The organism is Hyphomicrobium zavarzinii ATCC 27496 (genome assembly GCF_000383415.1).
GTDB lineage: Bacteria > Pseudomonadota > Alphaproteobacteria > Rhizobiales > Hyphomicrobiaceae > Hyphomicrobium_C > Hyphomicrobium_C zavarzinii.
Genome location: NZ_KB911257.1, coordinates 507,872 through 522,436, shown reverse-complemented (window position 1 = coordinate 522,436; position 14,565 = coordinate 507,872). Strand labels below are relative to the sequence as shown.

Annotated in this window: 7 protein-coding genes; all 7 read left to right on the top strand. The window is 66.5% G+C overall.

Annotated features, from left to right (window positions below; genetic code table 11):
- The first annotated feature begins 21 nt into the window (after positions 1 to 21).
- Positions 22 to 717 (top strand): phosphate regulon transcriptional regulator PhoB, encoded by a 696-nt coding sequence (gene phoB / locus F812_RS0110340; protein ID WP_020085901.1) that lies wholly within the window; start codon positions 22 to 24, stop codon positions 715 to 717.
- 498 nt (positions 718 to 1,215) lie between these two features.
- Complete coding sequence (locus F812_RS23440; protein WP_051113796.1) at positions 1,216 to 3,705, top strand: hypothetical protein; 2,490 nt, start codon at positions 1,216 to 1,218, stop codon at positions 3,703 to 3,705.
- 135 nt (positions 3,706 to 3,840) lie between these two features.
- Positions 3,841 to 4,425: a hypothetical protein gene (locus tag F812_RS23435; protein ID WP_020085900.1), complete on the top strand. Its 585-nt coding sequence runs from the start codon at positions 3,841 to 3,843 to the stop codon at positions 4,423 to 4,425.
- 325 nt (positions 4,426 to 4,750) lie between these two features.
- Positions 4,751 to 10,072: an alpha-2-macroglobulin family protein gene (locus F812_RS0110320; RefSeq protein ID WP_020085899.1), complete on the top strand. Its 5,322-nt coding sequence runs from the start codon at positions 4,751 to 4,753 to the stop codon at positions 10,070 to 10,072.
- A 10-nt stretch (positions 10,073 to 10,082) separates the two neighbouring features.
- The gene (gene pbpC / locus F812_RS0110315; RefSeq protein WP_020085898.1) at positions 10,083 to 12,266 is read left to right on the top strand and encodes a penicillin-binding protein 1C; all 2,184 of its coding nucleotides are present in this window, start codon (positions 10,083 to 10,085) and stop codon (positions 12,264 to 12,266) included.
- A gap of 136 nt (positions 12,267 to 12,402) precedes the next feature.
- Positions 12,403 to 13,479, top strand: coding sequence for an extracellular catalytic domain type 2 short-chain-length polyhydroxyalkanoate depolymerase (locus F812_RS0110310; protein ID WP_020085897.1), 1,077 nt, complete (start codon positions 12,403 to 12,405; stop codon positions 13,477 to 13,479).
- Positions 13,480 to 13,566: 87 nt separating this feature from the next.
- Positions 13,567 to 14,529 carry a hypothetical protein gene (locus F812_RS0110305; protein ID WP_020085896.1) on the top strand — a complete coding sequence of 321 codons (963 nt, stop codon included), beginning with the start codon at positions 13,567 to 13,569 and terminating at the stop codon, positions 14,527 to 14,529.
- The last annotated feature ends 36 nt before the right edge of the window (positions 14,530 to 14,565 follow it).

Sequence of the window (14,565 nt, the reverse complement as noted above, 5' to 3'; positions counted from 1 at the left end):
TTTTAGGATGAGCGATAAACGATGACGGCCAAGATTCTTCTTATCGAGGACGAGGCGCCTCTGGCGGAGATGCTTCGTTACAACCTCGAAGCGGAAGGGTTCCGCGTCTCCCACGCCGAGAACGGCGAAGAGGCGGAGATCCTTGTTGCGGAGGAGAAACCTGACCTCCTGGTTCTCGACTGGATGCTTCCGGGCGTCTCGGGAATCGAGATCTGCCGGCGCATGCGGGCGCGAATGGAGACGAAATCCATTCCGATCGTCATGCTCACCGCACGCGGCGAGGAAGGAGACCGCATCCGCGGCCTCTCGACCGGCGCCGACGACTACGTGGTGAAGCCGTTCTCTCTTCCCGAGCTGATGGCCCGCGTGAAAGCCATCCTGCGCCGGGCTTCTCCGGACCGTCTGGCGGACGTGCTGCGTTTCGCCGACATCGAGCTGGATCGCCCGGCCCACAAGGTCACGCGCGGCCTGCGCGAGGTGCATCTCGGCCCCACCGAATTCCGCCTTCTCGAGTTCCTGATGGAAAGCCCGGGCCGTGTGCTCTCGCGCTCCCAGCTTCTCGATGGCGTCTGGGGCCGCGATGCCTACGTTGACGAGCGCACCGTGGACGTGCACGTCGGCCGCCTGCGCAAGGCGCTCATCCGCGGCAAGGAGCGCGACCCGATCCGCACCGTTCGTGGCTCCGGCTACGTCTTTGGCGAGCGCAACAGCGGCTGAGAAGCAAGGCAACGGGCAACAGGCAGCCGGCAGCTAGGGAGGTTACCTCCTTGGTGAAGGTCCTGCCGACGCCCTGTCGCCCGCATGAGTTCCTGTACCCTGCTCGGACATACCCACATCCAGCCGTCGTCCGTGCGCGGCACCGCTTTGCCGTGTCGCCGGGATGCGGATGGAGTGAGGGAGTGACTTCCAAATGCAACGTCATCCCGGCGTAGGCCGGGATCCAGCCACATCGTGATCTGGCAGCTCCCTCCCTACTGCCTACTGCCTACTGCCTACTGCCTACTGCCTACTGCCTACTGCCTACTGCCTACTGCCTACTGCCTACTGCCGCTCACTGCCAACTTCCGACACGCGGCAGCCCCACTCGCGACAAAAACCCGTTTTATTCAGATCCCGGATCACGAGATGCCGGGGGTTGATCGGCTTTATCGCGTATTGCGCTCGCAGAGGGACCGTCAGAGTTTTCCTGCAAGCCTCTAAGACAGGTCGACACCCATGGTGTACGCGCCGGATTCGGGGCGTTCGCGCGGATATTTTGCGCGCTCCTTCAAGCTCGGACTTCTCCCCGACGCGACAGGCGGCGACGCCGACCCCGTTGCTCCGCGCGACCTCAAGAAGCTTGTCCTGATCATCGGCCTCGGCACCCTGTCGTGGGTGGCGACCTACGTCGGCATGTTGGAGCTGATCGAGGCCAACATGGGCGACCTGCCGCTCATTCATAAGGTGATCATCGGCTTCTCCGTGGCCATGCTGATGACCATGATCGTCTGGCTCTTGGACCAGATGTTCGCCCCCGTGGGCACCATGACGCGCCTCGCCTACATCGCGGGCTACCTGTTCCTCTCCATCATCTCGGTCGGCTTCGGGTTCGGCTTCTACTGGAAGGTTCTCGAAAGCCGCGCCGAAAGCTCGCGCTCGGCGGAATCGGCTGTCACCGCCGTGCAGAGCTCCCTCAATGCCGCCTCGACGCGCCTCGAGCAGTTGAACGCCACCCTTGTCCAGCTCGCCACCGTCTCGCGCGCGAAGGCCGAGACCGAGCGCGCCAAGGGCACCTCCTGCCCCAACAGCAAGCCGGGCGATGGCCCCCGCCGCCGCATGCGGGACGAGGACGCCGCCCGCTTCTCCTTCGCATCCGAGTTCGTCGCCGGCCGCGTTGCCGCCGTGAAGACGGACATGGCCGCTCTCGACGGCGACCTCGCCAGGATCGCAGCCAACGATCCCGCGATCATCGATCCCAAGTCCGGCACCCGCAACGAGTTCATGAAGTCCTTGAGTCGCAAGCTCGACATGACGGTCTCGGGCTTCAATGCGCTGCGCACGGACCCGCAGTTGAAGCAGATGCGCCAGGACCTCGCCGAGCGCGCCGACAAATCCACCTTCGGAGACCCCAAGAACGGAGGCTTCGTCTGCCCCGATACGGAGCTCGCCCAGGCTCTGCGCGGCGCTGCACGCGCCATCAACGAGCTGCCGGTCCTGGAAAAACCCACCATCGCCGCCGTCGAAGGCTCGGAAGCCACCATCGAGGCCTTCCGCCGTCTCACCACCACCTTCTACGGGCTCCTCTCCTTCAAGCTCCCGCCCTCGGCGGACGAGCTGCGCGAGCTGCAGAAGAAGGCGATGCAGTCGGTCGAGGCCGGCCCCGCGGCGACCGTCGTCACGGAGGAAGGCGGTCTCTCGAAACGAGATTACGTCCCGCTCGCGGTGGCCATCTTCGTCGACATCTGCCTGTTCCTGGTTTCCATCGGCCGGCCAGCCCACCGCCTGCACGGCCTCATGCCGAAGATGCGCGAAGCCGAACGCGGCCCGGTCATCGAAATTCTCTCGCGCTTCAACGATATCCATCGCGATCCCGAGATCCGCGAAAGCTTCGAGCTGTTCCGCCACGTCGTCTTCGACCTGCACGGCGCCTACTACGTCGCGGTTCCTCTCGATGCGCCACCCCACGTAGGCGCGGCGGAGCGCGAGGAGTTGCGCACTGAGGCCCAGCTTCTCTCTAACCTCTTCACGAGCTTCGAGAAGGACAAGATCTTCCGCCGCACCTGGACGCCGTTCGCCGGGGTCGTACGCAAGAAGCTCGCGAAGCAAGGATCCAAGTTTGCAGGCTCCGAGGCGTTCCGCGTCTACCGATTCCGCGATGGCGCCTGGTCCGAGATCATCCTCGGCGCCGTGATGGGTGCCGCCCGCCGCGTCGAGGCCGAAGCCCAGCGCCGCCGCATCGAGCGCGATCTTCTACGCCCCATGGAGCCGCGGTTCGCGCAAAATTTCGGGAAGGAGCAGAGACCGGAGTTCGGCTCCGGGTTCGGCCCTGCCATGCCGCACCGCGCCGATGCCGAGCCGGCCTTCGCCCCGCAGCCGGCTGAAACCGCCGTTCCCCCGGCTGTCGAGCCCGCCGCTCCTACTCGGGCCGAGAGCTGGACCGCCGCGTGGACGCCCGCGCGCCCCGCGCCTCCCAAAGCAAAGCCCGCCACACCGAGAGTTTCGACGTCGGACGATTTCGGCCCCTACGCGCGAAGCGCCAAGGCCGAGCTGAGCGCCGAGCCGGAAGCCTTCGACGACGAGCCCCTCGCGGAACCCGCGAACTCGAACACGGTCCCGAGCCATCAGCCCGACATCGTCGAGGCACGGAGAGCGGCAGCGCCGGAGGCACCCCGTCCGCGCGTGGATGTCGTCCTGAAGCGCGAGACCGCAACTCTCACCCTGCCCCTCGATGCAGCCGACGGTCCCGGCGGTTTGATCGGCCGCCTCGGTCAGGCCCTTGAGGGCATCGAGCAGGACAACGAAAAAATTCCCGCACCCCGACAAATTTCCGCGACTGAGGTGAACGCGCATCAGTCAACGGGCGTCGCGCCGGAGGTCGCAGCAAATCGAACGGACGAGCTTTCGGAATCATTTGAAGCGCTTGACGTGATCGACGAAAGCGATCCCTCAGCCGACGATGTCGTCGCCATCGCGGGCCGCTTGCGTCCCGCGATCGCCAACACGTGATCGCGGACGAAAGTCGAGCCGCGCACGGGTCACCGCTCAACACTTGCTTAACCGTCTTGGCGCCTAAATGGCCCCACAACTACACGACGGGAAATTACGGACGTCGCTCCGCTTCCCAAATAAGGACAAAAACGAATGCGCTTCGGTCCAAAAGCTCGCATGAACGTCGTCACCAAGGAGGAAAAGGAAGCCCGGCTGAAAGCATTCATCACCCGCCATCTCGAAGCGCAGCGCGCATCCGGCGCTCCGGCGGGAGAAATCAAATACCGGCTTCTCGCGCTCTCCGCAGAAAGCCCTGCCGCCGCCGCCCTCTCGCAACTCGCTCCCGAACTCGCCGCCGCCGGCATCGCCGTCGAAGCGCTGCTTGCCCGCCGCGCATCCGGCGTGACGCTCGAAGGCGCCGAGTGCCGGTTCGTGACCGACGTTCGCCTCCTCGATGCCCATGAGCAGCTCGTGCTCGATTCCACCACCGTCTGGATTGGCGACTGCATGCGCCGCGATCCGCTGAAGCGGGATTCCTACGAGCTTTACTCGGATACCTGCCCGGCCACCGCCGGCCGCGCGGTCCGCTCCTTTGCCCAGATCTGGCGTGCCGCCGGCCCCTCCGGCAGCCTCACCGCCGAGCGCCGCTGGGCTGGCCCCCGCCAGCCGGCTCTGTTCGACCCCTCGCTTCTTGCCGGGGCCGAAGCTCCTATGCCGGCGGCCCTGCTGCGCCACTAACCCCACACTGCCGTCTCCTGACGCCCCCCAAAGGCCGGTTGCCATCCCCCCCAGGCAGCCGGCCTTTTCCCGTTTGCGCCCCCCGGGTGAAAGATCCGCATCGAGCGGAACTTGCCGGTAAATTCTATCTTGCTGCCAACGTTTGATCATTCAGGTCTGATGGGCTCACGCGTGCGGGCAACACGATGATAGTGTCCGCACACGAAATTTGGCCGCCGGCCAAGTGCGTCTGACGCGCTCCTGCGCTGTTCCCTGGAGAACAGCGACCAGCCTCCCGATCCCCGATAGGGAGCGCAGCAGATAAGTGATCCAAGGGTGAAGGGCTATGCGCTTTCTTCAAAGCATTCTTGCGTGTGTTTTCATTCTGGCCGGCTTCGCGGCCGCCGGAGCCGAGGAGAGGCCTTTCGCGCACAAAGGCGTGGCCAAGGATGCGGACCGCTACGAGACCTACATCAAGGACACGTGGAAAGGAGACGGCCGCAAGCCCGGCGACCTGAGGCTCGCCGCCGAGCGCGTCCTCGCCCAGGACCCGCGCGCAGCCTCCCGCACCTACGCCATCGCGGTTGCTTCGGACGCCAAGAGCCCCGAGAACTGGATCGGCCTCGCCAAGGCGCTGCTCGCCATCAAGCCCGATCCCAACAAGGGCTCGGAAACCTACGATCTTCCCGTCAACGCATCGGGCGCCGCCTACCGCGCCTACAAGCTTGCCTCCGACCCGGCCATGAAAGCCCGCGCCCTCGCCGTGCTGGGCGAGGCCATGCAGCGCCGCTCCTACTGGCGCCCGGCCATCGAAGCCCTGAAGTCCAGCCTCTCCATCGCCGAAGTGGCCAACGTGCGCGAAGCCTATGAAAAGCTGCGCGCCGAGCACGGCTTCCGCATGACCGACTATTCGACCGACAGCGATGCCGCCACGCCCCGCGTCTGCATCCAGTTCTCCGAGAACCTGTCGCGCGGACAGGTGGACTTCGCGAAGTTCGTCTCCGTCAACGGCCGTGACCCCCAGTCGGTGACCGCCGAAGGCAGCCAGCTCTGCATCGACGGCGTCGAGCACGGCCAGCGATACGAGATCCAGATCCGCTCCGGCCTTCCCTCCGACGTGAACGAGCCGCTTCCGAAGCAGGTGACGCTCGCCGTCTACGTTCCCGACCGCAAGCCCACCGTTCACTTCACCGGCAAGAGCTACGTGCTGCCGAGCCGCGGCCAGCAGGGCATCCCGCTCGTCGCCATCAACACCGGCAAGGTCGAGGTCGAGGTCTATCGCATCGGTGACCGCAATCTCGCCAACGCCCTCGCGAACGGCAATCTCGATCGCCAGCTCCAGGGCTACGAGCTCGACGGCCTGAAGAACAACACCGGCAGCCTCGTCTACAAGGGCGAGCTGGAAGTGCCGACCAAGCTCAACTCCGAGGTGACCGCGGCCTTCCCCGTGAGCGAAGCCATCGGCGAATTGAAGCCCGGCGCCTACGCCATGATCGCCCGCCCCGCCGACGTGACCCAGGACACCTGGCGCGAGCAGGCGACCCAGTGGTTCATCGTCTCGGATCTCGGCCTCACCGCGTTCTCCGGCGATGACGGCGTGCACGCGTTCGTCCGCTCGCTCGCGAGCGCCGACGCCATCGCGAACGCCAGCGTGCGCCTCGTCGCCCGCAACAACGAGGTGCTCGCCACCGCGACCACCGACAAGAACGGCTACGTGCGCTTCGAGCCCGGCCAGTCCAAGGGCGAAGGCGGCAATGCGCCCGCCATCCTGGTGGCCGAGAACGGCAACGGCGAGTATGCCTTCCTAGACTTGACGACTAACGCCTTCGATCTTTCGGACCGCGGCGTGAAGGGCCGCGACGCACCCGGCCCGCTCGACGGCTATCTCTACACCGAGCGCGGCGTCTATCGCCCCGGCGAGGAGGTGAACGTCACCGCCCTCGTCCGCGACTCGACCGGCGCGGCCGCATCCCTCCCCGTCACCCTCATCGTCGTCCGTCCGGATGGCGTCGAGTACGGCCGCTATCCGCTCTCTGAGCAGGAGCTTGGCGCACGCTCGCTTCGCCTCGCGCTCGGCGGCGGCGCAATGACCGGCACCTGGCGCGCACGTCTCCACGCCGACCCGAAAGCAGACGCCATCACGCAGGTCTCCTTCCTGGTGGAGGACTATGTTCCCGAACGTCTCGATCTCACGCTGAAGGAGGGTGAGGGCAAGCTCGCCCCCGACGAGACCAAGACCATCGACGTCTCCGGCCGCTATCTCTACGGTCCTCCGGCCGCGGGCCTCGACATTGAAGGCGATATCGTCGTCAAGGCTTCCAGCAAGGATCTCGACGGGTATGCCGGCTATCGCTTCGGCGAGGCGGACGAGACCGTGAGCCCCGTTCGTCAGCCACTCGAGGAAGTCGTCGAGACTGACGCCGACGGCAAAGCCGCTCTCTCCGTGAAGCTCCCGGCCGTCACCAAGACCGCCCGCCCGCTCGAAGCCAATGTCATCGTGCGCTTGCGCGAGAGCGGCGGCCGCTCCGTCGAGCGCTCGATCACGCTGCCAGTGAGCCTCGGTGACCCGCGCATCGGCATCAAGCCGCTGTTCTCCACCTCCGCGCTCGGCGAAGGCGAGAAGGCGAACTTCGAGGTCGTGCTTCTCGACGGCGACGGCAAGCCCACGGCAGCCAGCCTCGACTGGCAGCTCGTCCGCCTCGACAGCTCCTGGCAGTGGTATCGCCGCGACGGCTACTGGGCCTACGAGAGCCAGACCATCACGCGCAAGATCGCGAGCGGCAAGGCCGACGCCACGGCAACGACGCCCGCGTCCATCTCCGCGGATGTCGACTACGGCCGCTACCGTCTCGAGGTCAGCTCGTCGGCGACCTCCGGCACGCTCTCGAGCGTCGTCTTCAACGCGGGCTGGTACAATGCCGGCGATACGGCCGACAGCCCCGAGATGCTCGACGTCGCCCTCGACAAGGAAACCTATCAGCCCGGCGAGACCGCGAAGCTCCGCATCGCCTCGAAGCAGGGCGGCAAGGCGCTCGTGACCGTGCTCGGCCGCGGCCTGCTCTCCACCAAGGAGGTCGAGATCGCCAAAGGCGGCAGCGACGTGGAAATTCCGGTCGGCGAGGACTGGGGTCCCGGCGCTTACGCAACGGCTCTGCTCTACCGGCCCATGGACGAGGCGGCCAAGCGCATGCCGAGCCGCGCCATCGGCGTCCGCTGGATCGGCGTCGATCAGTCGAAGCGCACACTCAAGGTTGCGATCCCCACGGAAGCCAAGGTGAAGGGTGCTTCCGAGCTCACCATTCCGGTCAAGGTGGAAGGCCTCGACGCCGGAGAGGAAGCGCGCATCACGGTCGCCGCCGTCGATGTCGGCATCCTCAACCTCACCCGCTACCAGGTTCCGGCACCGGAGCTGCACTTCTACGCCCAGCGCAAGCTCGCCCTCGAGCTGCGCGACTTCTACGGCCGCCTCATCGACGGCATGCGCGCCGAGCGCGGCAAGCTCCGCTCCGGTGGTGACGGCATGGAAGGCACGGGCCTGCAAGGCAGCCCGCCTGTCGAGGAAACCGTCTCCTACTACTCCGGCATCGTGACCGTCGGCGCCGACGGAACCGCGAACGTGAGCTTCCCGCTCCCGAGCTTCAACGGCACCGTGCGTGTCATGGCCGTGGCCTGGTCGAAGACCAAGCTCGGCCACGGCACCAGCGACGTGATCGTGCGTGACGAGGTGGCGCTCACGGCTTCGGCCCCACGCTTCCTCACCCTCGGCGACGAAGCCCGTGTCGATCTCTCGCTTCACAACGTCGATGGGCCGGACGGCACCTACACCGCCAATCTCGTCGACCAGACCGAGGGTGAAACCGCGCTGGCCGAACAGGCCGTCGCCCTCAAGAACGGCGAGCGCAAGTCGCAGCAGGTCACCTTCAAGCCCTCCGACGTGGGTCTGCGTACCTACGACGTCCGCGTCTCGGGTCCCGGCGGCATCGCTCTCTCGCGCCGCCTGACGCTCGACGTGAAGCCGCCCGCAGGCGACATCAAGCGCACCACGGTGAGCGCACTCGCACCCAACGGCGGCAAGCTCACACTCTCTAAGGACCTGCTCGCTGGCCTCATCAGAAATCGCACCAAGGTGAACCTCTCGGTCGGCCCCACCGCCAACATGGACGTTCCCGGCCTGCTGACCGCGCTCGACCGCTACCCCTATGGCTGCGCCGAGCAAACTGTCTCGCGTGCTCTTCCCTTGCTCTACGCCAACGCCGTCGCCGCCCGCGTCGGCATCGGCACCGACAAGGCCCTGAAGGAGCGCGTGCAGGGTGCGGTTGCCCGCGTGTTCGAGATGCAGGACAGCTCCGGCGCGTTCGGAAGCTGGGGTCCCGGCAGCGGCGACCTCTGGCTCACGAGTTACGTGACGGACTTCCTCACCCGTGCCCGCGAGTCCGGCTACGACGTGCGCCAGCTTCCCTTCAACCAGGCGCTCGACCGTCTCCAGAACTTCGCCTTGAACGGTGAGGATTTCTCGGAAGGCGGCGAGGAGCGTGCCTACGCCCTCTACGTGCTGGCCCGCAACGGCCGCGCACCGGTGGGTGAGCTCCGCTACTACGTCGATACCAAGCTCGACAAGTTCACGACGCCGCTCGGCAAGGCGCAGCTCGGCGCTGCCCTCGCCATGGTGGGCGACAAGGAGCGCGCGGAAACGGCCTTCAAGGCGGCCCTCACCACGTTCTCCTCGGATGACAAGCAGAACGTCGCCCGCTCGGACTACGGTTCGGACATCCGCGACGGCGCCGCTCTCGTCACGCTCGCCTCCGAGACCGGCATTGTGAAATCGGAGACGCCGCGTCTCGTGAACGTCATCGCCAAGGCGTATGTCGCCCGCAACTACACTTCCACACAGGAACAGGCGTGGATGTTGCTGGCCGCCCATGCCCTCGGCGAGCAGACCAAGTCCGCCAAGCTCCTCGTGGACGGCGCGCCGGTGAACGGATCGATCATCCGCGCCGTCACGCCGGAAGAGCTGGAGAAGGGCATCACCGTCACCAACGACGGCGATGCGTCTACAGACGCGGTGGTCACCGTGATCGGCGCCAGCCTGACGACGGAGCCCGCCATCTCCAAGGGCTTCGAGATCGAGCGCGCCTACTACACGCTCGACGGCAAGAAGGTCGATCTAGAGAGCGCTACCGGCGGCAAGAGCGAGCTTGCGCAGAACGAGCGTCTCGTTGCGGTGCTCAAGATCACGAGCGACGAGGCCGCTGGCCGCGTGCTGCTCGTGGACCGGCTGCCAGCCGGCCTCGATATCGAGAACCCGCGCCTCGTCGACAGCGGCGACATCAAGACGCTCGACTGGCTGAAAACGACGCTGCGGCCTGACCACACGGAGTTCCGTGACGACCGCTTCGTCGCGGCCTTCAACCTCTGGGGAACGTCCAACCCTTCGTCGAGCAGCGACAACGAGGAGGAGAGCAACAGCGACAGCAACGGCTCGGCGGAGGCTCCGGCGAACCCGAGCGCGGCCAAGGAGCCCGCGGCCTCGGCCACCGTCGCCTACATCGTTCGCGCCGTGACACCGGGCACGTTCGTCCACCCCGCTGCCACCATTGAGGACATGTATCGTCCGGAGCGCTACGCCCGCTCCGGTGCCGGCACCCTCATCGTGAAACCCAAGAGCTAGGGCCGGGAACATGAGCTTCCCGTTCCTCAAGAAACGGCGCGCCGCGGAAGCGGCCTTGTCCTCTCCCCCCGGTCGCACATCGCGATGGACAAGGCCTCTCCCCCGCTCTCTGCGGCTCGCCGTCCTTTCTGTCGCGGCGGTGGCCTTCGTGGCCGCCGCCGCGATGGCGACCTTGGAGATCGTCAAGCACCAGATCGGTCCGCTCCCGCTCGAAGCCGCCAACGAAATGTCGGTGACGGTGCTCGATCGTGACAACAAGCTGCTGCGCGCCTTCACCACCAAGGACGGGCGCTGGCGCCTGCCCGTCGACGTGAGCGAGGTCGATCCGCGCTATCTCGCGATCCTCATGGCTTTCGAGGACAAGCGCTATTACAGCCACGGCGGCGTGGACATGCTGGCCTTCCTGCGCGCGGGCTATCTGCTGCTGCGTCACGGCCAGATCGTCTCCGGCGGCTCCACGCTCACCATGCAGGTTGCGCGCCTGCTCGACGGCAAGCACGAGCGCACCGGCGCCGGCAAGCTGCGCCAGGTCGCCCGCGCGCTTCAGCTCGAGGAGCGCCTCTCGAAGGACGACATTCTGCGGCTTTACCTGCGTCTCGCACCCTTCGGCGGCAACATCGAAGGCGTGCGCGCAGCCTCTCTCGCTTACTTCGGCAAAGAGCCGCGCCACCTCTCCGCGGGTGAAGCCGCCCTTCTCGTCGCCCTTCCCCAATCGCCCGAGACCCGCCGCCCGGACCGCTACAGCGAGCGCGCCCGCCGTGCCCGTGACCGCGTGCTGGATCGCGCCGTCGAGGAAGGCGTGCTGCCGAAAGCCGAGGCCGAGCGTGCGAAAGATGAGCGCGTTCCGAAACAGCGCCTCGAGTTCCTGAAACTCGCCCCGCACCTCTCGGAAGCCGAGGTCGCGGCGAAACCGGCCAAGACCATCCATCGCCTTACGCTCGACCGCGAGCTGCAATCGGCCGTCGAGAAGCTCGCCGCCGAGGAAACGAAACTCCTCGGGCCCAAACTGTCGAGCGCCGTCATCGTCATCGATCACAACACGGGCGAGGTGCTGGCCCACGTAGGATCGGCCGGCTACCTCGACAACGATCGCCAGGGCGCCATCGACATGACGGCGGCCATCCGCTCGCCCGGCTCGACCCTCAAGCCCTTCATCTATGGTCTCGCCTTCGAGGCGGGCCTCGCACATCCCGAGACGCTGATCGAGGATCGCCGCACGCGCTTCGGCACCTACACGCCCGAGAACTTCGACGAGGATTTCCACGGCACCGTCACCGTCCGCGAGGCGCTCGGCAACTCGCTCAACGTGCCAGCCGTCAAGGTGCTCGCCGCCGTCGGCCCCGGCCGCCTCATCGGCCGCTTCCGCCGCGCAGGCATCGAGCCCGCGCTGCCGCGCGATACACAGCCTTCGCTCGCCATCGCCCTCGGCGGGCTCGGCATGACGCTGCGGGACCTCGTCGCGCTTTACGGCGGACTTGCGCACGGCGGAGAGCCGATCAGCCTGTCCTGGACCCGCGACGGAGAAGGCAAGGCAAAGCCGGCCGCGAACCCGCGCCGTCGCCTGCTGTCTCCCGTGTCCTCCTGGTACGTAACCGACATCCTGAAGGACGCCCCGCCCCCGCCGAACGTCAAAGGCGGCGCCATCGCCTACAAGACCGGCACGTCCTACGGCTATCGCGACGCCTGGGCCATCGGCTACGACGGCCGCCACGTCGTCGGCGTGTGGGTCGGCCGTCCGGATGGCGCCTCGACGCCGGGCCTGATGGGCCGCATGGCCGCCGCACCCATTCTCTTCGATACCTTCGCGCGTATCGCCGAACGGCCGGCGCCGTTCCGGTCTGCCCCCGCTGGCGTGATCAAAGCCACCGGCGCAAGCCTGCCGCCCCCGCTCAAGCGCTTCCGCGAGCCCGGCGACAGCCAGATTGCCACCGGCCCGTTCCTGGAGCCACCGGTGCTCATCTCCTTCCCGCCGGACCGGTCCGAGCTCGACGTCGAGGAACGCGAAGCCGAGCCGCTGATCCTCAAGGCTGAAGGCGGCGCCCTTCCCCTCACGTGGCTCGTCGACGGCACGCCCGTACAGTCGGACCCCTTCCGCCGCGAGGTCGAATGGCAGCCGGACGGGCGCGGCTTCGCCAAGCTGACCGTGATCGACGCCAAGGGCTACGTGGACCGCGTCACCGTGCGCCTCCGCTGAGGATCACGTGTAAGCTCTGCGGCTGGCGGGATTTTTGCCTAGGCCGGCGCATTGGCGGAACGGCGTTTCACGCGCTACTGTGGGGCCGAGCGCCGAGCGCGCGACACCGATCGCCTGACACGACAGGATGAGACCAGTGCAACGACGCTATGCCACGACACGCGCGCTTTTCGGCGTCCTCGCCCTGTTCCTCGCCTCGGCTTCCGGCCACGCCGAAGATGCGATCGTCGAGTTGCCGGCCCTCGCGGCCAACATCTCCGAGACGTCCGTGTCCGGCATTTCCTCCGGCGCCTACATGGCCGGCCAGTTTCAGATCGCTCATTCCAAGATCGTCTCGGGCGCGGCCATCATCGCGGGCGGCCCCTACGGCTGCGCCGAGAGCGCGTTCTCCGATCTCATGCCCGGCCCCGGCGCGGCCTTTCTCAATCTCTCCAAAGCCATCAACGGCTGCATGTTGAATGCGCTCGCCGTCTGGGGCATCCCGGATGTCGACCTCCTCGTGGAGAAAACCAAAAAGCTCGCAGACACCGGCCGTATCGATCCGCTGGCGAGCTTGATGGAGGACCGGGTCTACCTGTTCTCGGGCTCCAACGATCGCACCGTTGTCCCTGCCATCGTCGCCTCGGCCTACGAGTTCTACAAGCGCCTCGGCCTGAAAGAGGCCAACCTCGTCTATGTGTCGGACAAGCCGGCCGGGCACGCCTTCGTCACGTCGGACCAGGGGCTTGCGTGCGAGGACACCGCCAAGCCCTACGTCGTCGATTGCGACTACGACCAGGCCGGCGAGGTGCTGAAGCACATCTACGGCAATCTCGCGCCCCGCGTCGAAACGCCGGGCGGCACCTTCATCGAGTTCGACCAGCGCCCGTTCTTCGCCGATGAGCCTAACCACGGCATGGAGAAGCGCGGCGTCGCCTACATTCCCAAATCCTGCGCCGAGACCACCACCTGCCGCGTTCACATCGCCTTCCACGGCTGCGCTCAGAACCGAACCAACACCGGCGAGACCTTCATCCGCGAGTCGGGCTACGCCAATTGGGCCGACAACAACGCGTTCATCGTGCTGTTTCCCCAAGCCTCATCCTCGCCCATCAACCCGCAAGGCTGCTGGGATTGGTGGGGTTACACCGGACACGACTATCTGACGCGGGAAGCCCCCCAGATCGACATTGTGTTCAAGATGCTGGGCCGCCTCAGCCAGCCGCGATCTTGAAGCTGAAAAACCCTGAGGTATTGAGCGGACTGCCGCAATCCGCTACTTGGTCCGGCAGCCAGATTCCAAGCCGGCAGAGGGAACAGAATGCGGATCTTGACGGGCGCCACCTGGACGTTGGAGCAGCCGCGCCGCCCCGCCCCGCAAATGGGCACCCGACGCATCGAGGCCTTGTCGAGCCTGTTCGCCATCGCCGCGCTCGCCGTCGTTGCCGCTCCGATCGTGATGGAGCAGAGCACCGATGGCACCTCCTCGGATCGCGCCGCCGCCCCAGCCGGCGCGCCTTCAGCCTACGCGCCCGCGGGCGGCGAGTTCATGTTCGCCGGCTACTCGGGCGTCCCCTACACCTACCCGAGCGACGTCTCGATCAAGAAGACCGGCGTCCACGACTTCACGGTCAAAGAGGTCGAGTGGGAAGGCAAGCCGTTCGTCAATCCGATCTACTACGGCGCCCGCATCGTGCGCTGGCTCGGCACCGGCCGCATCGGAACGATGCTCGATTTCACCCACTCGAAGACCATCTCGCGCTTCGACCAGGAGGCAGCCTTCACCGGCACCATCGACAGCGCGCCCGCTCCCGAGAAGGCCGTCATCCGTAGCGTTTTCCGCAAACTTGAAGCGAGCCACGGGCACAACATGCTGACGCTGAACGGCCTCTTCCGGCTGCCGAGCTTCACGCCCCGCATTTATCCTTACGTCGGCCTCGGCGCGGGCGTCTCGCTGCCTCACTCGGAAGTGCAGATGGCGAACTCGGAGAAGCGCACTTACGAGTACCAGATGGCAGGCGCCGTCGGGCAGGCGCTCGTCGGCATTGAGCTGCGCACCGCACGTGTCTCGTACTTCTTCGAATACAAGTTCACCCTTGCGCCGTATCTGATGCCGCTGTCCGAGCGCGACGGCAGCCTGCTGTTCTACGATCTCTGGCGCCAGTTCAGCGATTGGCTCTCGGGCGAAGAGCCGCCGGGCGGCCGCCTCACCACCAATCTCGTGAGCCATCAGGTGGTCGGCGGCCTCGGCATCCGCTCCGCCCCCGCCGTTGCCGCACCTTAGAGCCTGATCTTATCCGGACGCGAGCGAGGCGGCGCG

Coding starts and splice junctions, on each gene's coding strand:
- pbpC (WP_020085898.1), top strand. CDS start 10,083: ATGAGCTTCCCGTTCCTCAAGAAACGGCGCGCCGCGGAAGCGGCCTTG.
- F812_RS23435 (WP_020085900.1), top strand. CDS start 3,841: ATGCGCTTCGGTCCAAAAGCTCGCATGAACGTCGTCACCAAGGAGGAA.
- F812_RS0110320 (WP_020085899.1), top strand. CDS start 4,751: ATGCGCTTTCTTCAAAGCATTCTTGCGTGTGTTTTCATTCTGGCCGGC.
- F812_RS0110305 (WP_020085896.1), top strand. CDS start 13,567: ATGCGGATCTTGACGGGCGCCACCTGGACGTTGGAGCAGCCGCGCCGC.
- F812_RS23440 (WP_051113796.1), top strand. CDS start 1,216: ATGGTGTACGCGCCGGATTCGGGGCGTTCGCGCGGATATTTTGCGCGC.
- phoB (WP_020085901.1), top strand. CDS start 22: ATGACGGCCAAGATTCTTCTTATCGAGGACGAGGCGCCTCTGGCGGAG.